The sequence below is a fragment of the Fibrobacter sp. UWH9 genome, assembly GCF_900129715.1.
GTDB lineage: Bacteria > Fibrobacterota > Fibrobacteria > Fibrobacterales > Fibrobacteraceae > Fibrobacter.
Window position 1 is genome coordinate 66454 of the sequence record NZ_FQWP01000013.1, and the last position, 21075, is coordinate 87528.

The following is a 21075-nucleotide window of genomic DNA, read 5'->3' on the forward strand; positions in this document are numbered from 1 at the left end:
CGCTAGCGACGTGGCAATCTAAGCTAGATTCTGCTCCTTCGAACCTAATTCAACTAAGGAACTAAAGTTCCTAGTTTCATATATCGCTTCGCTCAGAATGACACTGACAAGCACCTCATTACATATAAGTCACTCAAAGCGAAGCGTCCTCATACCTCAAAGGCCGCAGGCCACCCTCACACCTCTTAAACATAAGCGCCGTCGTTTCCAGAGTGCAACTCTACAATCGCATTTTCAAAATCCGCAATCAAGTCCTTCACATTTTCAGTTCCCACAGAAAGTCGCAACACACTGGGAGTAATCCCGTTCTTTTCCAAAATATCCCTAGGCACATCCGCATGAGTTTGGGTAATGGGATAAGTAATTAAGGATTCCACACCGCCCAAGCTTTCTGCAAACTGAATCAGTTTCACATTTTCCAAAATATACAAAGCCAATTCCCTGGATTCCACTTCAAAAGTTATCATGCTACCAAAACCAGTAGCTTCATCCTTCAAAATATCGTGACCTGGATAATCTTCAAAACCCGGATAATAAACCTTCTTCACATGCTTATTGCTGCGCAGCCACTTTGCAATTTCAAAGGCATTCTGAGACTGACGCTCCATGCGGATAGGCAGAGTCTTGATACCGCGAAGCAAAAGCCAGCTATCGAAAGGTGCAAGGCCCGAGCCCACCGTCTTGATGAGGAAGCGGAATTTTTCCGCAATATCCTGGCGGCTCGTAGCAAGAAAGCCCGCCAAGGTATCATTATGACCGCACAAAAACTTGGTTCCGCTTTCCACAACGATATCCGCTCCCAACTTCAGCGGCTGCAAGAAATACGGCGAAAGGAAAGTGTTATCCACAATGCACAAGATTCCGTGAGTCTTCGCAATTCCCGCGATGCGACGAACAGAAACAATGTTCATCATGGGATTGGTGGGAGTTTCAAAATAAAGGGCCTTGGTATTGGGCTTAATAAAATTTTCAATATTGTCCTGAGCAAAATTTACACGGGTAATTTCTAGACCGTTTTTCTTGCTGACATTATCAAACAGACGAATGCTTCCGCCATATAGATCGGAGTCAATAATAATGTTGTCGCCCGGTTCAAAAATTTCAAAGAGGGCGGTAATGGCCGCCATGCCCGAAGAATAAGCAAGAGCATCTATACCACCTTCCAGCGAAGCTACAATCTTTTCAAGCTGTTCCCTGGTGGGATTTTGCAAGCGGCTATAATCAAAACCGGTAGACTTGCCAACGCCCCTGTGAGCGAAAGTTGCCGTCTGGTAAATGGGAAAACTGATGGATCCCGTAGAATCCTTGTCAAAACGTTTCAAATCACCGTGTATACATCGTGTTTCAATTCCTAAGCTCATGTTCGCGCCCTCCTTTTTCGAATGGCCATCAACCTTTTATTTCCCAGCATTTTAGTAGGATTATTTACGAGACCAAATATAGAAGGCAGTTTTCAATTTGTCCAATACTTAATTTTTAGCGGTTTATATAAGATTTTTTTATACCGCAATACAAGAACGCATACCATAAAAAAACAACCGTCCCCCAAAGGGAACGGCCGCCTTTAACCAAATAGAAATTCTTGTCGGCTTTAACCCCAAACTTCTTCGGTAATCTCCTTCACCAAGGCAATCTTTGCCCACTGCTCTTCCACCGTCAACTTGTTGCCCACTTCGCAAGAGGCAAAACCGCACTGGGGGCTAAGAGACAGACGATCCAGCGGAATGTACTTTGCGGCATCCTTGATGCGGGCGATAACAGCAGCCTTGTCTTCCAGCTGGGGGGTCTTGGAAGTAATCAAGCCAAGGACAACCTTCTTGTCGGCACTCACCTTTGCCAAAGGCTCAAAACCACCAGAGCGTTCGTCATCATATTCCAGGTAGAGGGAGTCCACATTTTCGTTGGCGAAAACGTAATCCGCAACGGAATCGTAGGGGCCGCTAGTAAAATAGGTGGAGTGATAGTTTCCGCGACAGATGTGGGTATTGATAATCAAGTCTTCCGGCGCACCTTCCACAGACAAATTATTCACCAAAAGCAACTGCTTTTTCACATCTTCAAGATCCAGGCCAAGAGCCTTGTAACGCTGGGCGGCAGCATCGCCAACAATGGCGCCCCAGGTACAGTCATCCAGCTGGATCACGCGACAGCCGGCATCATAGAACTGACGGATCACGGCACGGTAAGCGTAAGCGATGTCCTGAATCAGCTCTTCGTTGGTGGGGTAAAACTTGCGGGTAGTCTCGATGTTCTGCGGAACAATCAGCTGCTGGAACAGCTGGGCCGGAGCCGGGAAAGTCTGCTTTGCCACATGTCCTTCAGATTCCAGGGACTTTACAAACCTAAAGTTCTCCACAAAGGGATGCGGTTTCGCCTTGATTTTCCCAACCAAAAAAGTGGCATCCAAATCGGCCACTTCACCGGCAAACTGAACGCCGCCGCCCACACGTTCGTGAGCCACGCCTTCAAATCCCCAGAAGAAATCCAAATGCCAGAACCTACGGTTGTATTCGCCATCGGTAATGTAATGGAGGCCAGCCTTCTTCTGCTTTTCGACCAGCTTCACAATTTCGGGGTTGACAATTTCGTTAAACTGCGTAAGGGTAATCTTACCTTCGTTAAAATCTGCACGAGCCTGCTTTACGGCTGCCGGGCGGAGAAAACTACCAACCACATCAAAATGGGTAATAAGAGTATTGTTCTGAGTCATTTGTCTTTCCTTTTCATGTTTTCGCGGAATCGTACCCGCGCCGCCTTCAAAGGCGGAAGTTATTTATGAACGGCGACAAATATAAAACAGGCAATATTACTTTGTCCAATACTTAATTTTTAGCACTTATTATAGATTTTTCCTATAATAAGATGCATCAAATCAAAAATTTTATGACATATTTCTCCAAATTGGAATATATTTTTCTTACATTAATTGATACAAGTCGGACATTTTATTCTACATAAGTAACGTGAAACAGTTTCAATTTGAGTTTTCAGGTGTCGGCAAGCTCAAAAGAGAGCTCGATAAAATCAATCAGTGGCGAAAGTCCAAGGTGACCTCCGCTGTCGTTTTTAGTATCTACGCAGAAAACATTGACCAGGAGCAAATCGATCTCGCCTGCGAAATCATCGAGAGCGAAATGCCGGACGCTCAGTACCTCGGGTGTTCCACAAACGGAACCATCACCGAAGGCAGACTTTCGGACTCCCCCTTCGTAGTTGTCTGTACCATTTGCGAATACCCTTCTACCCAGGTACACCTACTGCAATATCCTCTATCGGAAGACAATGCACTGGATGCTATCGAGAACCTGAAAAAAGAATTGGAAAAACGTCCTTGGGTTAAAGCCATCGAATTACTGGCGACTATTCGCGGCATGTCCATGACTCCGTTCTGCGAGGCTTGCACTGAAATCAACCCAGACATTCAGATTTTTGGCGGTGGCGCATTCAACATAGACTTGAACAACGACAACGCCTGCGTATTCTCCAAGGCCAGGGGCTATTCAGAAAAAGGCGTCGTCTTCCTGCTTTGCGGAGGCGATGACTTAAACATTCACACAACACATATTACCGGCTGGAAACCCCTGGGTAGGGAATTCCTCGTGACCAAGGCAAACGGAAGCATCTTGCAGGAACTGGACGGCAAGCCGGCCTACGACGCCTACTACAAGTATCTGAACATTCCCAACAACGAGCATTTCTTCTACAACACCCTAGAATTTCCCTTCTTCTACAAACATCATGGAATCAACATCCTGAGAGCCCCCATCGCAAGTAACGCCGACGGGTCCCTCACCATGACTTCCAACATTGAAGAAAACGTCTACGCGAGAATTGCCTATGGCGATCCATGGACCATTCTTAACAGTATTGAAGAAGGTGGCCGCAAAATTGCGGAATTCCAACCTGAGATCCTAAAGGTTTTCTCTTGCGCCGCTCGCAGAACATTCTGGGGCAACGACGAAATCAGTAAAGAAACAGGTCCGTTCCAGAGCATCGCACCCACTTCGGGTTTCTACACTTCCGGCGAATTCCTTCGTACCGACAAGGATCTGATCCAGCATAACGTCACCCTAGTCATCGCCGCCATGCGCGAAGGACCCATCGATGACAAGGCCCATTTCGAAATGGATTCCGAAAATTTCTCGGGCAAGGTTTCAATGATCAGCCGACTGGCAAAATTCATCGAAGCCGCTACAGCGGAACTGGCCGAAGCCAACCAGAAACTGGCAAAGATGGCTATCGAAGACAGCTTAACCAATCTCTGCAACCGTGCCGAAACCCAACGCAGAATCAGGGAAGCTCTGGAAGATTACAACAACACTGGCAAAAAGGTCAGTCTCATTATGATGGACATCGACAACTTCAAGATGGTCAACGACACCTACGGCCATAAGGAAGGAGACAACGTCATCCTCGGCCTTACAAAGGTCATCAAGGAAACCGTCGAAAAGAGCAACCCCGACGCTTCTTGCGGTCGCTGGGGCGGCGAAGAATTCATGGTAGTTCTTCCCGGCATCGATTGCCATAAAGCGGCAGAAATCGCAAACGAAATCAGGACATCCTTTGCAGCAATCTTGTTCCCCAAGGCACGACGAAAAACAATCAGTGTCGGCGTCGTAGAAGCACTGCGAGGCGAGAACGCCGACATGGTCTGTGTACGAGTCGATAGCGCTCTATACGAAGCAAAGAACAATGGCAAGAATCAGGTTTTTATCGGGTAATGGAGACACAAAATGAATACGCAAAAATTAGACGCTCTTTTTGAAGCTTACTCCATCGCCGCAGACGGCGCATACGTTTATGTATGCGACATCAAGAACGATTACTCCAAATGGTCCAAGGCCGCAGTTGACTACTTCGGCCTTCCCGGAGAATACATGGAAAGCGCAGGTCACATCTGGCTTGGCCACATCAGCCCCGACGACCGTGAAGATTTCGAAACCAGCATTGCAGACGTCTTTGAGGGTAGAGAAAAAAGTCACAACATCCAGTACCGAGCAATGGCCAAAGACGGCAAATACGTTCTTTGCACCTGCAGCGGAGTATCCATTCCCGACGATGACGGAACCCCGGCGTACTTCTGCGGAATCATCAAGAATCACGATTGCCTGAACTACACGGATTCCATCACAAATCTCCGCAGCCTTTACGGTTTCCTGGAAGATATCAAAGGCTGCCTTTGGAAAAAGCAGAAAATCAGCACCATCATAATCGGACTTGAGGATTTCTCCAGAGCAAACGACATCTACAACTACGCCTTCGGAAACAGAATCCTCCGCAAGTTCGGTTCTATCTTGCAGCAGGCATTCCGCGGTATGGGCACTACCTACCGTATGGACGGAACAAAGTTTGCCGTTATTTCCGAGAATTCCTCCATCGAGGAACTGAATACAGTCTACCGCGACGTGCAGGAATTGGTGGCACAGAACTTCTACGTGGCATCGGACCGTATCGCCCTTTCACTTTGCGCAGGGGCAGTTACTATTGCAGACTTTTCCGTTACCGCAGACACAGTCTATTCCTGCCTAAAATACGCCTTTGCGGAATCCAAGAACTCCCGCCATGGAGACCTGTATCTTTTCGAAGAAGCCCTGAACAACGATCAGAAGGACACTCTGAAAAGAATCAACTTCATTCGCAACTGCATCATCGACAACTGCAGCGGTTTCTACCTCTGTTACCAGCCCGTAGTTGACACAAAAACCGAAATATTGAAGGGAGCCGAAGCCCTGATCCGCTGGCGTAGCGACGTCTATGGCGTGGTTCCGCCGCTATCCTTCATTCCCGTTTTGGAACAGGACAGCCTCTTCCCAGAACTGGGCAAATGGATCCTGAGACAGGCCCTTATAGACTGCAAGAAAATTCTGATGGGCAATCCAGGTTTTATCATCAACGTGAACCTCTCTTACGCCCAGCTGGAAAAGGGTGATTTCGCCCAGGATGTCATAGACATTCTTGAAGAAACTCAGTTCCCTGCAGAAAACCTCTGCCTTGAAATTACAGAACGCTGCCGCCTGCTGAACATCAATCAGTTAAAGAAGATATTCAGCGCTCTCCGCAAAAAGGGCGTGCGCATCGCTTTGGACGATTTCGGCACAGGTTTCTCCTCGCTGGGAATTCTGCGCGACCTTCCGGTGAACACCGTGAAAATCGACCGCGGCTACGTCATGAATATCGAAAATGACGCTAAGGATAGAAACACGGTAAAGTTCATCAGCGACCTTGCAAAATCCTTCTCTGCAGAAGTCTGCGCCGAGGGTATCGAAACCGAAGGTATGCGCAACGAACTTCGTGAACTCAACGTCACAAGCCTCCAGGGATACTACTATTCTAAGCCCATTGAAATCGGTGAATTCCTGAAAAAGTTTTGCAAGTAAGCACTTGTAAAAAACGAAGCAAAAAAACGCTAGGAAGCCAGGGCTTTCTAGCGTTTTTTGAACCTGCGGGCAGCAAGAAGCCCTGCCTCAAAAAGTAGATAAGTAGGCACACCTAGAATCAGTTGGCTGACAATGTCCGGCGGCGTGAGTAAGGCGGCAAGGACCAGAATGCCCACCACCACATAGGGGCGCGCGTGGCATACAGTTTCGTAATAGACAATGTCAGCACGGATCAGGGCGTACGTTACCAAAGGAAACTGGAACATACATCCAAAAGGCAAGGGAGAGCCAAAGAGCAAGCGCCACAATATTGGAAACGCCAAAGATAGGCTGCAAAGTTTCACTTTGGAAACTCATGCCGAACTTCACAAGCAGCGGAAAACAAATCCCCAGGCAGAACAAATTTCCAGAGGTTCCTTACCTTCTTCAACGTACCAGCCACGGCCAGAGACAGCGATCAGAACCTGGACCTGGTTATGATGCACATGCCAGTTGTTGCGGCAACGGGGTTCAAAAGTCACGTTGATGGGGCCACCATTTTCCGCATCCATAGGAGCCAAATAGCTTTTGCCGATAAAGTACTTTGCAAAACCGTCGTTAGGAACACCGCGGGGCCACGGGGAATCACCGCCATACATTCCAGGAATCAGCTTGGCATCCTGCAATGTCATGGCAATGCTTTCCACCTGCTGTTCCGTAAGACCCGCTTTAACAGCACCAGCCTTGTGACTTGCCAACTGCGGATGAACACCGTCCATTCCGCTGAGAGCCGCCACAGTAACCAATTCTCGTTCCTGCATGGTCAAATTGTTGCGAGCAAAAATATCGCCGAACAAATGAGCCTTCAGGTAATAATCTGTTGCGGGGGCAAAGGCGTAATTGAATTTCCCGAAAAGTTTTGTCTGCACTTCAGTTCCCACTTTCAACGCATTGAAATTCTTGGGAAGCGGAGAAGCATCCTTACCTTCAACAGTTTTCTTGCCCAGTTCCTTACGCTGATCCAGAACCTTCTGCAAAGTTCCCAATGCGTTTAGAGAACGGGGGAATCCGGTATAGGCGTAAAGCTGAGAAAGAGCTTCCTTGACTTGATTTACAGAGAGGCCATCATCAAGACCCTTGTTGATTGCTTTGCTAAGCTTTGCCAAGTCACCCTTGGCTTCCAAGCAGGCGATAATGGCCATGTCCCGCTGCTGAATGGTAAGAACGTTTTTCATGATTTGACCATAAGAAACACTTGCAAATGCAAGTGTTGCTAGAGAAGTGACGAACAATTTTTTCAGGATATTCATTGTTTACTTCAGGTTTTCGGTATAGAACTTTTCCAGCTTATCCCAGGGAATAAAGTTCTTGTTTTCGCCGCCATCGTAAAGGTCCGTATGGTTGGCATCCTTGATGACCAGGAGTTCCTTGTTGGAGGGCACTGGGTTAGCCTTGATTCCTGCAGCGGGATTGCCGTCCACCATGTACTTGTAGGCATCCTTGCCGAAATAGAGGGAATGGGCCTTTTCGCCATGCATTACGAGAACAGCGCTGCGGATTTCATTGGTGTAACGGAGGAAGCGTGCGTTTGCATAAGCCTGAGTGCCAATAGCATTCCAGCCATCATTGGAATTACCAGAACGCTTGTGGTATCCGCGAGGAGTCTTGTAGTAGCCAAAATAATCCTTCACGAACTGGGGTGCATCAGCAGGGAGCGGGTCCACAACGCCACCGGCGCGAAGATGCTTGCCTTCAGCATAATCCTTGGCGCGCTGGGCGGCGATAGCCTGGCGAGCCTTGTAACGAGCCTCTTCGTTATCTTCGGAATCGTAGTAACCGTTTCCGCCCACACGAGTCATGTCGTACATGGTAACTGCTGTAGTTGCCTTGATGCGGGTGTCTGCTGCGGCAGCATTCAAGCCGATTCCGCCCCATCCGCAAATACCGATAATGCCGATGCGGTTGGCGTCCACATTTTCCTGAGCTTCCAGGAAATCAACAGCAGCAAGGAAGTCTTCTGTATTGATGTCTGGAGATGCTGTACGACGAGGCATGCCGCCACTTTCGCCTGTAAAGCTGGGGTCAAAGGCAATAGTCAAGAAACCTCGTTCAGCCATAGTCTGTGCATAAAGACCGCTGGACTGTTCCTTGATGGCACCGAAAGGACCAGAAACAGCGATGGCAGGGAACTTGCCGTTTGCAGCCAACTTGGCATCCTTAGGAATGTACATGTCGGCAGCCAAGGCAATGCCGAAGTTATTGACGAAGGTGACCTTCTTGTGATCCACCTTTTCGCTCTTGGGGAAAACCTTATCCCATTCCTGGGTCAGTTCCAGTTTTTCAACTTGTTGCATAGTAGTCTCGTTTGCAGAATAGTTAATGGTATTTTTCATTTCCATGAAGTTCATTCATGTCAAGAGTCAGAGGCAATTTCGAAAGGAACGCCTTACCCGTTTCTGAATTCTCGATTATGGCGACAAAGGAAACTTCGCCAACCGAGACTTTAATATTGCTGTTAGCAATCTCATTCATCTCCATCTTTTCAGTTGTCGGAGCAGATGCCGAACTGCAACCCATTAGAAAAAATAGAGCCAGAATCCCGATGAACCTTTTCATGGTTAAACTTCCTTGATTTTCCTTGCAGGTACCCCTGCCACCACTGTTCTTGGGACCACATTTTTTGTGACCACCGCCCCGGCAGCAACTATGGCTCCAGCGCCAATCCTTACGCCCGGCAAAATAATGGCACCGGCACCAATCCATACATTTTCTTCAATATGAATCGGTTTGAAAACCATATCCCCACGATGTTCAGGATCGGAATTGTGGTTTATGGTGCAAAGGGTAACATTGTGACCGATCAAGGCTCCGTCACCAATGTAGATGCCGCCTTGGTCCTGGAACTTGCAGCCAGAATTAATGAACACATTCTCGCCGATAAAGGTATTCTTGCCGCAATCCGTATTGAAAGGCGGGAACAAGCCGAAATTCTTGGGCAAATCAATTTCCCAAAGTTCAGAAAGCAGTTGATGGAGTTTTTCAGGTTCGTTGTAAACACCATTGATTTTCGCAGTAATGCGCATGGCCTGCTGTGAAAACAGGTGCATTGCCTGGTGAACATCGGAGCCAGCAACCACAGGCTTGCCAGACTCCATATAATTTCGGAACTCTTCTACGGTCATGGTCTAAATTTAGCCATGAATTTCACAAATAACCAATACTTTGTTTTCATACCGAACTATAACTTTTAGTTATATTTGAAGTATGGAACTACGTCATCTCCGCTATTTTCTCGCTGTCGCCCATGAACAGAACTTTACAGCGGCAGCAAATCTTATGTGCGTTTCGCAGCCCGCACTTTCCAAGCAGATCAAAGATCTTGAGGAAGAAATCGGCAAGCCACTTTTTATCCGCGGTTCAAAAATAGTCCAGCTTACAGATGCGGGGCTGTTCCTGAAACAGCGCGCCGAAGATATTCTGGAATTATCCAACAGAACCCTCACAGAATTGAAGGCGGACGAAGCTGAAATTACCGGAGAAATCAATGTGGTCTGTGGCGAAATAGAAGGCGTATCCTTCGTTGCACAGGCAATCAAGAAAATGAATCGTCGCTACCCGAAGGTAAAATTTAACATGACTACTGGCGACGAAGAAACTGTACGCTACCAGTTAGACAAAGGCATCGCTGATTTCGGCATGTTTGTGGATTTGACAGTACTTCCGAATTACGAAAGTATTTCCGTACCCATTGCGTCTCCTTGGGGTGTTATGACCTGGAAAGGGAACCGCCTTGCAAAAAAGAAGTTCGCCACCCCGAAAGATCTACTGAACATGCCTCTGATTCTTTCGCGACAGATGCGGAACAATAACACACTCGCCACCTGGCTGGGCTACAGCACTGATAAACTGAACGTAGTAGGCACCAACGACATGCTTTACAACGCATCGAAATTGACCGAAGCCGAAGTCGCCAGCGTCATCACTATTGACGGAATCATAAACACAAGAGGCACGAAACTTTGCTTTGTTCCCTTCAAGCCCCTGTTCCCCATCAAGGTCGCCGTCGCCTGGAAAAAGAACCGCATCGCCACCAAGGCCTGCGAAAAGTTCCTGGAAATCCTGCGAGAGATGGAACAGAAACCTATAAGTCGTGGATTTTTCACAAAATCCCCTTGACCTAGAGCTAACTCTAGGTGCTATATTGTAGGGTACATAAGGAGACTTTATGGGTTATTCTATTGGTGAAGTGACAAAGAAAACAGGGCTTTCGGTCCATACGTTACGTTATTATGAAAAGGAAGGCCTGCTGCCTTTCGTAACGAAAAACAGTTCCGGCATTCGAGTATATTCAGACTCAGATTTGCAATGGCTTTCCATGATTGAATGTCTCAAGAAGTCTGGCCTGCAGATCAAGGAAATCCGCCAGTACATCGAATGGTATCGCAAGGGGGATTCCACCCTCAAGCAGCGCCTGGATCTTTTCGTGAAGCGCCGCATCGCATTGGAAGCGGAGATGGAGCGTTTGAATACGGTCATGAACAAGATCCGTTTTAAGGAAATCCTATACACTGAGGCAGTGAAGTTGGGAAGTCTTGACGCCGCCGAACAGCAAAAGAAAATACAACAACTGAAGAAAAAGCTGTTTGATTCGCCGGGTGATTTCGACAAGGTCATGCAGGAAACGGCATAGAGGTTTTTATGAAAAAATTCATCATCGCTTTAATTCTAGGAGTATTTGGAATGGCAACAGCAAATGCAAAGACCGCAGTAGTTTACTTCAGCGCTACCGGCACCACCAAGAAAGTGGCAGAGACAACCGCCAAGGCCGTAGGTGGCGACTTATTCGAAGTGGTATCTGAACAGGTTTACACTTCTGCAGACTTAAATTGGAATGACAAGAAGTCCCGTTCCACAAAGGAAAGCAACGATCCCAAGAGCCGCCCGGCCATCAAGAACAAGATTGACTTGGCTGGTTACGACACCGTTATTTTGGCATACCCCATTTGGTGGGGCCAGGCACCCAAAATCATGTACACGTTCGTTGAAAGCCAGAGCTTCGAAAAGAAGAATGTCATTGGCATTTGCACCAGTGGCGGCAGCGGTTTCGGCCAGAGTGGCAAGGACTTGAGTGCTCACGCGAAGGGCGCCATTTACAAAGGCGGCAAGGAATTCAACCACGGCTCCGAAGCAGAAATCAAGAAGTTCGTGGAAGGACTGCTGAAGTAAGGTTCGTCGCCGAAGGGGTCGCGGAATGTTCGTCGCGACGGAATAAAATGCGCGCAGTAAAAATTCTCATAGACGTTGTGATGTACGGCAGTTTCCTGTACCTTATGAGTTACGGGGCCGTCCATGATTTGCCGCAACACGGCCGAGTGGGAATTTCCCTATTCGTCTTATTTGTGATCCATCATGTTCTGAACCGCTGGTTTTATAAGACTATTTTGAAAGGCCAATGGAACGCACGCCGCATTTTTCTGAACGTCACCGACTGGATTTTATTCGCCTTGATGATCACCATGGCCATCAGCTCCATTTTTATGAGCGGCCTAGCATTTGAATGGTCATCCATCAAAACTACGCAAACCTCGCGACAACTTCATTTGGCAAGTTGCAGCTGGGGCTTTATGGTGATGCTCGTTCACCTGGGAATTCATTTAGAAGGCGTTCTGAAAAAGTTGGAGAACCGTTGCAACACATGGCAACGAGTTTTATTTTTTGTCGCCTACATCGCAGCCATTGCAGCAGGTATTTACTGCTTTAAAGAAGCCCAACTTTACGTTTATATGTTCGTTACCGGCGGCTGGAAACTTGCAGCTAGCAGCACAACGGCCGCCGTACTTCAACTACTCGGAATCTCCGCTGGTGTATGCGCGCTGATGCGTGTAGTGAAAAGTACTTTTGTAAAATCTCCTTAGGCCCCTTGCCCGTTTTGTAGCATCTACCTACATTACCGTCCGACGCGTTTCTCTATCGAATGGAGAAGTGCGTCTTTTTTTATTCTAAGTTTTCAGAATTGAGAAGACGCCTCTAGCAAGAATAATTAGAAACAAGAGGTGCCGTATGACGAATGTTCAAAAAGGTTGTGTCAATATATGGATAGATGAGGTAGTCCCTTGTCTTAAGGATTCTGAAACGGGCGAGATAAAAGAAACATTTGTATTCAGGGTCGAAAGCAAGGCTTGCATTAAGACATTTACCGAGAAGAATGGGTGGGGAATCGATTGGGAGACGATCCCCAAAGACGTCAAAATCTACGCTCTAGTTTTAAAGGATGATAATCAGATTCAAGGTCTTGTCGGAATCAAGAAAGACGATGTTATGAAGGCAGCTTACCTGCATTGGGCTTGTACCGCTCCATGGAATAACAAGCATGTTCTTGGTACGCAGAAGTATAGCGGCGTCGGAGGACATTTATTTGCAATAGCGGTGGACGGATGAAAAGCTACGTAATACCGCGACAAATGAAGGTGAAAAACCGAATCTATTTGTTTTGGATATTATGCTTCCCGGTGAAGATGGCCTGAGCATCCTAAAGAGATTGCGTGCACAGTCTTTCACCAGTCAGGTTCCTGTAATGATGCTGACTGCGAAGGGTACGGAGCTGGATAAGGTGAAGGGGCTGGATTTGGGGGCTGACGATTACTTGACAATCGCCATATTGTTTCTGTAGAGGGCCATACTTGCGATTTGACGTTTAAGGAATACGAACTTTTAAAGTTGCTAATGCAGCGCCCTGGCATTGTTTTTAGTCGTCAGGAAATTATGGAACGTGTGTGGGGTATTGATTTCACGCTGGAAACCCGCACGGTGGATATGCATGTAAAAACCTTGCGCCAAAAACTTGGTGAAAACAATGACATCATCAAGACTGTTCGAAACGTGGGCTATAAGGCGGAGCTTTAAAATGCAAGTACGAATCCGAATGAGTTTGATTTATGTGGGCGTACTCGCTACCATTTTTGCTGTTTATTTTTCTGTCCAGGTCTTTGAAGAGACCATGGAAGAACAGCTTCAAAATTCTTTACGCCAAAATGCCCATTTGATTGAAGCCGCGTATAACCAGACTCCTACGAAGGAATTGAAAAAGTTCACGACGGATTCATTACGCATCACGTTGATTTCCAAAGAAGGGAATGTTCTATTTGAAAGTGATCGGGAATCCAGTAAGATGGAAAATCATCTGCGTCGACCCGAGGTGATTTCCGCGTTTGAAACTGGCTCCGGAAAGGGAATGCGTCATTCGGTGACTTTGGATGCAAACATCTATTATTACGCCTTGAAACTTTCTGATGGAAATATATTGCGCCTTGGTATGCGTCAGGCCAATATTCAACGGGCGATTTCCAGGACCACTCCTTATTTGCTTGGGTTGATCGGCGTTATCATTGTTGTTTCCATACTCATCGCGGTGGGACTCAGCAGAGCCTTCGTGCGGCCTATTAAGAAACTTTCTGAAAAATTGGATGATGCAGAAATTCTTGATGATGATTGCTTGTATAAAGAAATCGCTCCTTTTGTAAAGACCATTCGAAATAAAAATCGCGAGCTAGCCATTACCATTGAAAAGCTTCACGATGAGGAGCAGAAGACAGCCCGTCTAAAAGATGAGTTTACTGCCAATGCTGCTCATGAATTAAAAACTCCGCTTACGACAATTTCGGGCTATGCGGAAATGCTGGAAACCGGAATCGCCAAGCCGGAAGATACTGTTCGTTTTGCGGGTAAAATTCATAGCGAAGCAAAACGCATGCTTTCCATTACCAACGACATCATGACCCTTTCCAAATTGGACAAGCCTGGCGAACGTTCTATCAATTTGAATGAAGATGTGGAATTGTGGACTGTGGCAAACAACTGCGTTGGTGTTTTGTCTCTTAATGCCAATAAGAAAAATATCACGTTGTTCTTGCAGGGTACCGGGGATTCTCAAATCAAGGGAAATAAAAACTTGATTTTTGAAATGATCTACAATTTGGTGGATAACGCGATTCGCTATACTAATGAAAATGGAAAGGTTGTTGTGACTGTCGCTAAGACTTCCATTACCGTAATGGATAATGGTATTGGCATTCCCGACGATTGCAAGGAACGCGTGTTTGAACGTTTCTTCCGTGTGGACAAAAGCCACTCCCGCGAAACTGGCGGAACGGGCCTCGGCCTTGCCATCGTAAAGCATGTGGCCGAAGTTCATCACGCAAAAATAGAGATGAAATCTATTGTTGGCGTGGGAACGGAAATCAAGGTTGAATTTTAGAACTACGAGAAAATTCCGTGCATAAACTGATGACAGGTGTCGTAAACGTCCCTGTCATTTAATTTTATAAGGCCGCTGAAATAGGCCTGGATGCTGGCGTTGATGATGCCGAGGAATGTGTAGGCGTAACGCTGATGGCGACCCTTCATGTTGCCGTGATCTTTGCTTGCGGCAAGGAAAAGTTCTGAGAGCGCAGTCCACTGTTTTTCACAGAGGGGGCGAACTTCGTCGTGGATGTCACCTTCGGTAGGGGTGTTGCTCATGCACAAGAACCAGGCGTAAAATTCCGGGTCCTTCTTGGCGAATTCAAAATAGACGCGGGCGACTTGTTCCAAAGTTTTGACGATGTCGTGATTGTAGGTCGCGGCGGTTTCAAAGTCCTTCCAGAAGTTTTCCAGATGGGCGGTGAGCAGGGCGTTTAAAAGGCCCCGCTTGTTTCCAAAGTAATGGTACAGCGTGGGCTTGCCTACACCTGCGGCATCGGCAACTTTCTGCACGCCGGTGGCGTCGTAGCCTTCCTTGCGGAAAAGGATCAGAGCCTGCTGTAATAAAACTTCTTTTGTGGTCATGATTCAAATATACTTTTATGTACCGCTAGGTACAAGGATGCGGCCCCACTTGGGCGGAATTATGACGGTAATTTTGCCGTTGCTGATTTTGATGAAATCGTTGGAAAGAAGGTCTCGCAGATTTTTCAAGGAATTCATTTTAGGTGTGCGCGTAAAATGTCTGCGCAAGTCAATTTCAAATTGAACGGGTGCGTCCTGGAGATTTATAAGAACAAGGGCATCACCATTTTGGTGTGTTCGCCAGAAGGCCAATTGTTGGGAGTAAACGAATTCCTGTTGATAGCCGCCATCGCGCAAAGCGTCGCAATCCAAGCGGATGCCTGCCAGGTGACGGATTTCGGAAAGTAGATTTTCTTTGTCCGTAGAGTTTGTGGATTGTCTACTCGCGGACTTTGGGTAATTATCGAAACGAATGTGTCCCTGCTCGATGTGCATAGAGGGACGCAAATTCCAGTCGTCGCAACCGCCCTTAATTGCTTCCAAGCCAAATTCCTCGCCGTAATAAATAGTGGGCACTCCAGGCATGGTGTAGAACAGCAGATGCTGTACGAAATTGTCTTGCTTGTTTTTCAGCTGGCTGTAAATGCGATTGGTGTCATGATTCTCGTTAAAAAGCTGAAGTCTCGCGCCCTTGCAGGTTCCGCTCTTGTCATCAAAAAATTGATTCAAGTTGTAGGCCAGTTCAAACATGTTCCCGTCATTCAGGGAACTCCAGCAGGATTTATATGTCTGGTAGTTGGTCACGGAATTCAGGCCCACCTCAAGCCAACGCCTGGGATCTCCAAAGACCACTTCTCCCATCATCCAGAAATCCCCACGCTTTTGGTGGCAGGCGGTTGCAAGATGTCGCAGAAAATCTAAATCCATATCCTCCGCGGCGTCAATACGAATTCCGTCAATGCCAAATTCGTCCATCCAGTATTCTGCGTTGTGGATTAGTTCCCGCTCCACATCGGGATTCCGCAAATTGAAGGCGGGCAGTTCCTGAAAACCAGCCCAGCAGTCTACCGTAAAAGAGTCACCGCAAAGATTGGGTGTGTTGAATCGCGGATTGCGGTACCAGTTGGCGTAAGGTGAATTCTGCCCCTTTTCCCGCAGGTCCTTGTAAGCGAAATGATGCCTGGAGGAATGATTCCAGACTGCGTCGAAAAATACATGAAGGCCTGCATTATGGAAGTCGCGAACCGTGATTTTTAAATCATCATCATTTCCCAGGCGCGGATCCAAATGGTACATGTCCGTCACGTCGTAGCCGTGGGTTTCGCTCCTAAAAATAGGCCCCAGCAGAATGGAGTCCACCCGCAAACTTTGCAAGTGGGGAATGAGGCTGGTGAGTTCGCGGATGTTTCGGTAGGGCACGTGATTCGTGCTTGCGTTGGAAATGACGCCATCGGCGACATTACGTAATGCTCCCAGCGGGAAAACGTGATAAATGTGATTCGGCCTCATGGGAACCTCCCTAAAAATTACATATACCGTTCGGTATATTACAAATATAGTATACCGATTGGTATATTGTCAAGGGGATGGAGAAAAATTAAAGATGAATTACATGGGGGCTGGTTTTTTGATTTGTTTATTTGTATATTTATGGACGAAAGAGTAATCCCCATGCGTGGGGCAAGTAAAACTCTCTGCTTGACGTCGTCGCCTTAGTTTATAACCTGGCGACAGGAACCCTATGGGGAGGCCGGCCCCTGATGATCAACGTAGGGCACCAAAGGCACAAAGTCAGGGAGAAATATGGCAACCTCTAGCATTACGCACAATTTCGTCTTTGACGCCGAAAGCACTCAGCGGTTCGCTGATCAGCTCGAAGCCGCCGAACGCGACGCCCAGAAACCCATTCCCCAAATCGCAAGATTTGTGACGGACCCCAAGGAAATCCTTGCTTTTATGTCAAAGCAAGGAAGTAATGGGTAGTAATTATACCGTCATCAATCTCAAACAATATCTAGACGCAAAAGGCAAAAATCTTCTACCAGATGACCAAATCTACAAGGATTTTGGTTCATTTTCGTGTGGTCCCAATGCAGATGCAGAACGCTTTTTGCTCAACAATTCCATTTCTTTTTCACGAAAGAAACAGTCTGTGAGCTATTGCGTTTATGATGGCGACAAGCATCTTGTCGGCTATTTCGCTCTTGCGGTAAAGCCTGTCACTTTCTGTAGCGAAGTTCTTAGCAAAACCGCCCAAAAGGTGGTTGAGCGTGTTAGCAAATACGATGCAAATACAAAAGAGTATAGCGCCAGCGGGTATCTCATTGCTCAGCTGGGAAAGAACTTTTATTTCGGCAATTTCCCTCAAGAATCATAGACAACTCAAACAACGAAGGCCTGGTACTAAACCAGATGTTCAGACTTATTTAAAAAAGGAACGATTATGAAAAATTCCAAGCTATTTTTTGGTCTCGGTAATCCCGAATTGAAATACAGAAATACAAGACATCAAATGGGCTGTAAAGTTCTTGATGCTTTCCGCATCAAATTTAAAACGCACCTCGTAGAACATGTAGAAGGACAGTACGATTTGTATGCGTATGAACACTCTGTTGACGGGGAAAAGTGCGTTGACTATCTGTGCTATCCGTTAACAGGGATGAATTCTGCGGGCTCCGTCTTGCCGGAACTTTCTAAGAAGTTGGGAATTGAAAATCCAGAACAACTGATTGTCTTTTATGACGATATTCACTTGGAGCCGGGATGCATTCGGGTCAAAAAAATGTCCGAGAATCATGGTGGACACAATGGTGTGAAATCGGTCCTGGAAAATTTTGGTCCCGGTTGGATTGCGTGTAAAATCGGTGTAGGAAGCCCTGCCGATAAAAGCGAACTTTTGGAATGGGTCATTGGTCAAATGGACTTCAAGTGCTATGTAATGTTAATTCACACATGCATCTTGTTTGTTCCTTTGATTGAGAACTTTAGAAGTTATGCTGATATGACCGCAATCCAGTCTGCGTTCAATGGCATGAGAATCGTTTGCGAAGATGAATCTACTTGTCCGCAATCTCAGAGCTGATGCTCATTAGCGGGTTCAGCGGATCCGTGTCAATCAAGTCAAGGTGCTTGACCATGTGGAGGGTGCCTTGCTTGTACTTCTGGAAATGTTCCGAAGCGATGTGCTTTTTGTAGGCATCCTGGCTGGCGTAGATTTCAAGAATGTAGAGGGCGTTCTTGTCGCGCTTGAGCCCCATGGGATACATGCAGATGACGCCCGGTTCCGTACGCATGCTGGTGGCACCGACTTCAAGAGCCATGGCCATGTACTGGTCGTGATATTCCGGGTGAATCTCGATGTAGGACAGGCGAACGATACGGTCGCTTTCAAAGGGCTGTTTTTTCACTTGACTGGATTTTGCCATAGCCATTCCTGAAGCTAAAAGAAGTACGAAGAAAAGTAGAAGTTTTTTCATATTCTCAAAATTCCTTTTTCAACCAGTCTACGATTTTGGTTTCGCGGCTAGAAAAATCTGCGGCCTTTATAGAAAGGCTTGCGGTGAAGTTGTTGCCGGGAAGCAAGCGCTTGGCGTCGGCTTCTACGCCGCTGATTCCGCTGGAATGGCTGCTGACAATAAGGCCTACTTTCTTATTTGCAAGTTCCTTGCTGTTCTTGAAAAGATAGGTTTGCATGGGAGCGGCCATTTGGCTCCACCAGAGAGGCGCAACGATGATCACCTCGCTGTAATTTGCGAAGCTTACTTCGGTGCTGACGGTGATAGCGGGGTAGCTGCTTTCCGCATCGGGATTCTTGTTGATGGCGTCAATAAGGGCATCGCCGATGGCGTAATTGTTGGCGGCAAAATCGGCCTTTTCCACAGGAGAAATTTCCACTACGTCGGCAGAAATCATTCCTGTCAAGGTTTCTACGATAGCCTTGCTGTTCCCGGTGAAGGAGTAATAAGCGACCAGCATTTTTTCAGAAGTTGCAGAGTCAACGGCAGGTACGTCTGCTTCTGTAGAATCCGCGAAGCTCTCGCTAGATGAACTTGCAATGTTTTCATACCTTCCTCAATTACGGAAGCTTGTTATATACTTCGTCAACTACAGGTTCCAACCATTCGTTGCTGGCGTTTTCGCCAACGTGGGTGTGGTAAGTCAAGTGCTGGAACCAGGAATCCTTGGCAGCACCGTGCCAGTGCTTCTTGCCTTCGGGAATGGCCACCACAGTACCTGGCGTCATTTCGAGAGGTTCCTTGCCTTCTTCCACGTACCAGCCGCGACCAGAAACAGCGATCAAGACCTGCACCTGGTTGTGATGCACGTGCCAGTTGTTGCGGCAGCCCGGTTCGAAAGTCACGTTGGTGGGGCCGCCATTTTCGGCGCTCATGGGAGCCACATAGCTGTTGCCGATAAAGTACTTTGCGTAATTTACGTTAGGCACGCCGCGGGGGCCACGGGGAATCTCCGCCGTACATTCCAGGAATCAGTTTGGCGTCCTGCAAAGTCATGGTAATGCTTTCTACCTGCTGATCCGTAAGGCCAGCCTTCTTTGCGCCCGCCTTGTGTGCAGCCAGCTGGGGGTGAACGCCATCCATGCCGCTGAGGGCCGCAACAGTCACCAGTTCGCGTTCCGGCATAGTCAAGTTGTCGCGGGCGAAAATGTTGCCGAACAAATGAGCCTTCAGATAGTAATCCGTTGCAGGGGCGAAGCGTCCTTGCCTTCGGCGGTCTTCTTGCCGGCGGCCTTGCGTTCATCCAGAACCTCCTGCAAAGTTCCCAGGGCGTTCAGGGAGCGCGGGAAACCGGTGTAGGCATAAAGCTGGGAAAGGGCTTCCTTCACCTGGCTTACGGTGAGGCCGTCGTCCAGGCCCTTGTCGATGGCCTTGCTGAATTTTGCCAAGTCGCCCTTGGCTTCCAGACAGGCGATAATGGCCATGTCCTGCTGCTGAACGGTAAGAACGTTTTTCATAATCTGTGCGTTTGTGGTGGTGGCGAATGCGGCAGAAATTGCGACCGCCGCGCCCAGGGATTTCACGAAAGTTTTAAAAAATGCAGTTTTCATAGTTATGAATTTACCAAAAGACTGATTTTAATTCACTACCCAAAACAAATGAATTTCTACCAAAAACGCAGATTTTATATATAAAAATTTTAAAATTCTACCATTTTGTAGTTTTTATGCGGTAATTATAGTGAGTTTTTGTACGGAGTCTGTTTGAAACGTGAATAAAAAAGCGACAGTTATTTATTTAAGAATTTCTAAAAGTTGTTCCTTTGTGATTGCGTTCAACACTGAGAACGCGGTTAGCTTGTTCCCTAAATCGCGGATGCTTGCGCCGACATGGTAAATCGTACTATCTACAATGATGAACCTGTCGTGGACATCACGCATGTTGCGAAGCTCGACGGTCGGGAACTGCCGATTTAACCTTGCCGCTTCTTCATTCATGGTTCTGTTAATGCGAGCCGAATACACGAAAGCTTTAACACCTTCGGCCTTCTTCGCGATTAACGAAAGCACGGTGTCATCAGCATACGGATCGATAATGACGATTTCTTCTTTTGCGGAACGCACCAACTGCGCCGCAAATTCATACCCGCTCCACCAGGATTTTGCGTTTAGTATTCCCTCGCTCGGCGGCAAGTTCGCCTTGACAAAGAAATCGACTTGCTTTTCGAGGGACAAAAGCCTGGAATCGTGATTTTCCAACTTATTTTCGTGAGAAATTAGCCGCTGATTTACGGAGCCGCCCTTAAGCAAATGCTCCTTGAGCACCTGATTTGCCCAGCGACGAAATTGAGTGCCCTGAAATGATTTAACACGATAACCAACAGAAATAATTACATCGAGGCTGAATAAGGCGATTTCTAATCGCTAACGCATAATGTTGAACTTTTTCAAAAGATACTCATTTGGTGTTAGGTAGTCAAGCCTTTTTCTTGGTCTATTGTT

26 protein-coding genes and 1 pseudogene are annotated in these 21075 nt (G+C 47.1%); 12 read left to right on the forward strand and 15 right to left on the reverse strand.

What is annotated here, in order from left to right:
• Positions 1–185 precede the first annotated feature (185 nt).
• On the reverse strand, positions 186–1361 hold the full coding sequence (locus BUB94_RS11205) for a trans-sulfuration enzyme family protein (RefSeq protein WP_073237074.1): 1176 nt from the start codon (positions 1359–1361) through the stop codon (positions 186–188).
• 230 nt (positions 1362–1591) lie between these two features.
• Positions 1592–2710 (reverse strand): 5-methyltetrahydropteroyltriglutamate--homocysteine S-methyltransferase, encoded by a 1119-nt coding sequence (locus tag BUB94_RS11210; RefSeq protein ID WP_073237077.1) that lies wholly within the window; start codon positions 2708–2710, stop codon positions 1592–1594.
• Between the two features lie 253 nt (positions 2711–2963).
• On the opposite strand from BUB94_RS11210, the gene BUB94_RS11215 reads away from it, so the two are divergent.
• Positions 2964–4721, forward strand: a complete 1758-nt coding sequence (locus BUB94_RS11215; protein WP_073160081.1) for a sensor domain-containing diguanylate cyclase — start codon at positions 2964–2966, stop codon at positions 4719–4721.
• Between the two features lie 12 nt (positions 4722–4733).
• On the forward strand, positions 4734–6377 hold the full coding sequence (locus BUB94_RS11220; RefSeq protein ID WP_073160080.1) for a bifunctional diguanylate cyclase/phosphodiesterase: 1644 nt from the start codon (positions 4734–4736) through the stop codon (positions 6375–6377).
• 47 nt (positions 6378–6424) lie between these two features.
• On the opposite strand, the gene BUB94_RS11225 is transcribed toward BUB94_RS11220, so the two are convergent.
• From BUB94_RS11225 to BUB94_RS17385, 5 genes are read right to left on the reverse strand one after another with little or no spacing between them, the layout of a single operon-like run.
• Positions 6425–6721, reverse strand: coding sequence for a twin-arginine translocase subunit TatC (locus tag BUB94_RS11225; protein WP_256375063.1), 297 nt, complete (start codon positions 6719–6721; stop codon positions 6425–6427).
• A 21-nt stretch (positions 6722–6742) separates the two neighbouring features.
• A complete protein-coding gene (locus tag BUB94_RS11230) occupies positions 6743–7666 on the reverse strand; it encodes a carboxymuconolactone decarboxylase family protein (RefSeq protein WP_073237083.1) in 924 nt (307 codons plus the stop codon).
• 3 nt (positions 7667–7669) lie between these two features.
• On the reverse strand, positions 7670–8710 hold the full coding sequence (locus BUB94_RS11235) for an alpha/beta hydrolase (protein WP_073237151.1): 1041 nt from the start codon (positions 8708–8710) through the stop codon (positions 7670–7672).
• A 22-nt stretch (positions 8711–8732) separates the two neighbouring features.
• Positions 8733–8972, reverse strand: coding sequence for a cyclophilin-like fold protein (locus tag BUB94_RS11240; RefSeq protein ID WP_073160077.1), 240 nt, complete (start codon positions 8970–8972; stop codon positions 8733–8735).
• A gap of 2 nt (positions 8973–8974) precedes the next feature.
• Positions 8975–9538, reverse strand: coding sequence for a DapH/DapD/GlmU-related protein (locus BUB94_RS17385; protein ID WP_073237085.1), 564 nt, complete (start codon positions 9536–9538; stop codon positions 8975–8977).
• A gap of 82 nt (positions 9539–9620) precedes the next feature.
• On the opposite strand from BUB94_RS17385, the gene BUB94_RS11250 reads away from it, so the two are divergent.
• From BUB94_RS11250 to BUB94_RS11280, 7 genes and pseudogenes are all read left to right on the forward strand, one after another.
• Complete coding sequence (locus BUB94_RS11250) at positions 9621–10532, forward strand: LysR family transcriptional regulator (protein ID WP_073237088.1); 912 nt, start codon at positions 9621–9623, stop codon at positions 10530–10532.
• A 49-nt stretch (positions 10533–10581) separates the two neighbouring features.
• A complete protein-coding gene (locus tag BUB94_RS11255; RefSeq protein ID WP_073160072.1) occupies positions 10582–11046 on the forward strand; it encodes a MerR family transcriptional regulator in 465 nt (154 codons plus the stop codon).
• A 50-nt stretch (positions 11047–11096) separates the two neighbouring features.
• Positions 11097–11582 (forward strand): flavodoxin, encoded by a 486-nt coding sequence (locus tag BUB94_RS11260; RefSeq protein ID WP_217653130.1) that lies wholly within the window; start codon positions 11097–11099, stop codon positions 11580–11582.
• A 47-nt stretch (positions 11583–11629) separates the two neighbouring features.
• On the forward strand, positions 11630–12271 hold the full coding sequence (locus BUB94_RS11265) for a DUF4405 domain-containing protein (RefSeq protein ID WP_073237093.1): 642 nt from the start codon (positions 11630–11632) through the stop codon (positions 12269–12271).
• A 145-nt stretch (positions 12272–12416) separates the two neighbouring features.
• Positions 12417–12794 carry a hypothetical protein gene (locus BUB94_RS11270; RefSeq protein WP_073237096.1) on the forward strand — a complete coding sequence of 126 codons (378 nt, stop codon included), beginning with the start codon at positions 12417–12419 and terminating at the stop codon, positions 12792–12794.
• A gap of 25 nt (positions 12795–12819) precedes the next feature.
• Positions 12820–13259, forward strand: a pseudogene (locus tag BUB94_RS17510) (response regulator transcription factor); the annotation flags it as partial.
• A gap of 1 nt (position 13260) precedes the next feature.
• Positions 13261–14610: a sensor histidine kinase gene (locus BUB94_RS11280; RefSeq protein WP_073237099.1), complete on the forward strand. Its 1350-nt coding sequence runs from the start codon at positions 13261–13263 to the stop codon at positions 14608–14610.
• A gap of 2 nt (positions 14611–14612) precedes the next feature.
• Here the strand turns inward: BUB94_RS11280 and BUB94_RS11285 are convergent, their stop codons facing one another.
• Complete coding sequence (locus tag BUB94_RS11285) at positions 14613–15179, reverse strand: TetR/AcrR family transcriptional regulator (protein WP_083538253.1); 567 nt, start codon at positions 15177–15179, stop codon at positions 14613–14615.
• Positions 15180–15194: 15 nt separating this feature from the next.
• The gene (locus BUB94_RS11290) at positions 15195–16628 is read right to left on the reverse strand and encodes an alpha-amylase family glycosyl hydrolase (protein ID WP_073237106.1); all 1434 of its coding nucleotides are present in this window, start codon (positions 16626–16628) and stop codon (positions 15195–15197) included.
• Positions 16629–16922: 294 nt separating this feature from the next.
• Between BUB94_RS11290 and BUB94_RS11295 the strand changes: the two genes are divergently transcribed.
• From BUB94_RS11295 to pth, 3 genes are all read left to right on the forward strand, one after another.
• The gene (locus BUB94_RS11295; protein WP_073237109.1) at positions 16923–17102 is read left to right on the forward strand and encodes a hypothetical protein; all 180 of its coding nucleotides are present in this window, start codon (positions 16923–16925) and stop codon (positions 17100–17102) included.
• Positions 17095–17496, forward strand: coding sequence for a hypothetical protein (locus BUB94_RS11300; RefSeq protein ID WP_073237112.1), 402 nt, complete (start codon positions 17095–17097; stop codon positions 17494–17496). Before BUB94_RS11295 ends, BUB94_RS11300 begins: the two co-directional genes overlap by 8 nt.
• Positions 17497–17562: 66 nt before the next feature.
• Positions 17563–18201 (forward strand): aminoacyl-tRNA hydrolase, encoded by a 639-nt coding sequence (gene pth, locus BUB94_RS11305; RefSeq protein WP_073237115.1) that lies wholly within the window; start codon positions 17563–17565, stop codon positions 18199–18201.
• Here the strand turns inward: pth and BUB94_RS11310 are convergent.
• The 6 genes from BUB94_RS11310 to rhuM all read right to left on the reverse strand — a co-directional run bounded on the left by BUB94_RS11310 (position 18176) and on the right by rhuM (position 20988).
• A complete protein-coding gene (locus BUB94_RS11310) occupies positions 18176–18595 on the reverse strand; it encodes a putative quinol monooxygenase (protein WP_083538254.1) in 420 nt (139 codons plus the stop codon). The genes pth and BUB94_RS11310 overlap by 26 nt on opposite strands.
• A 4-nt stretch (positions 18596–18599) precedes the next feature.
• Positions 18600–19094, reverse strand: a complete 495-nt coding sequence (locus BUB94_RS11315; protein ID WP_083538255.1) for a flavodoxin — start codon at positions 19092–19094, stop codon at positions 18600–18602.
• Positions 19095–19194: 100 nt separating this feature from the next.
• Positions 19195–19563: a cupin domain-containing protein gene (locus BUB94_RS11320; protein WP_073237124.1), complete on the reverse strand. Its 369-nt coding sequence runs from the start codon at positions 19561–19563 to the stop codon at positions 19195–19197.
• Complete coding sequence (locus BUB94_RS17060; protein ID WP_073237128.1) at positions 19556–19795, reverse strand: carboxymuconolactone decarboxylase family protein; 240 nt, start codon at positions 19793–19795, stop codon at positions 19556–19558. Before BUB94_RS17060 ends, BUB94_RS11320 begins: the two co-directional genes overlap by 8 nt.
• Positions 19796–19803: 8 nt before the next feature.
• On the reverse strand, positions 19804–20184 hold the full coding sequence (locus BUB94_RS17065; RefSeq protein WP_073237131.1) for a carboxymuconolactone decarboxylase family protein: 381 nt from the start codon (positions 20182–20184) through the stop codon (positions 19804–19806).
• A gap of 183 nt (positions 20185–20367) precedes the next feature.
• A complete protein-coding gene (gene rhuM / locus BUB94_RS11335) occupies positions 20368–20988 on the reverse strand; it encodes a RhuM family protein (RefSeq protein WP_256375064.1) in 621 nt (206 codons plus the stop codon).
• Between the last annotated feature and the right edge of the window lie 87 nt (positions 20989–21075).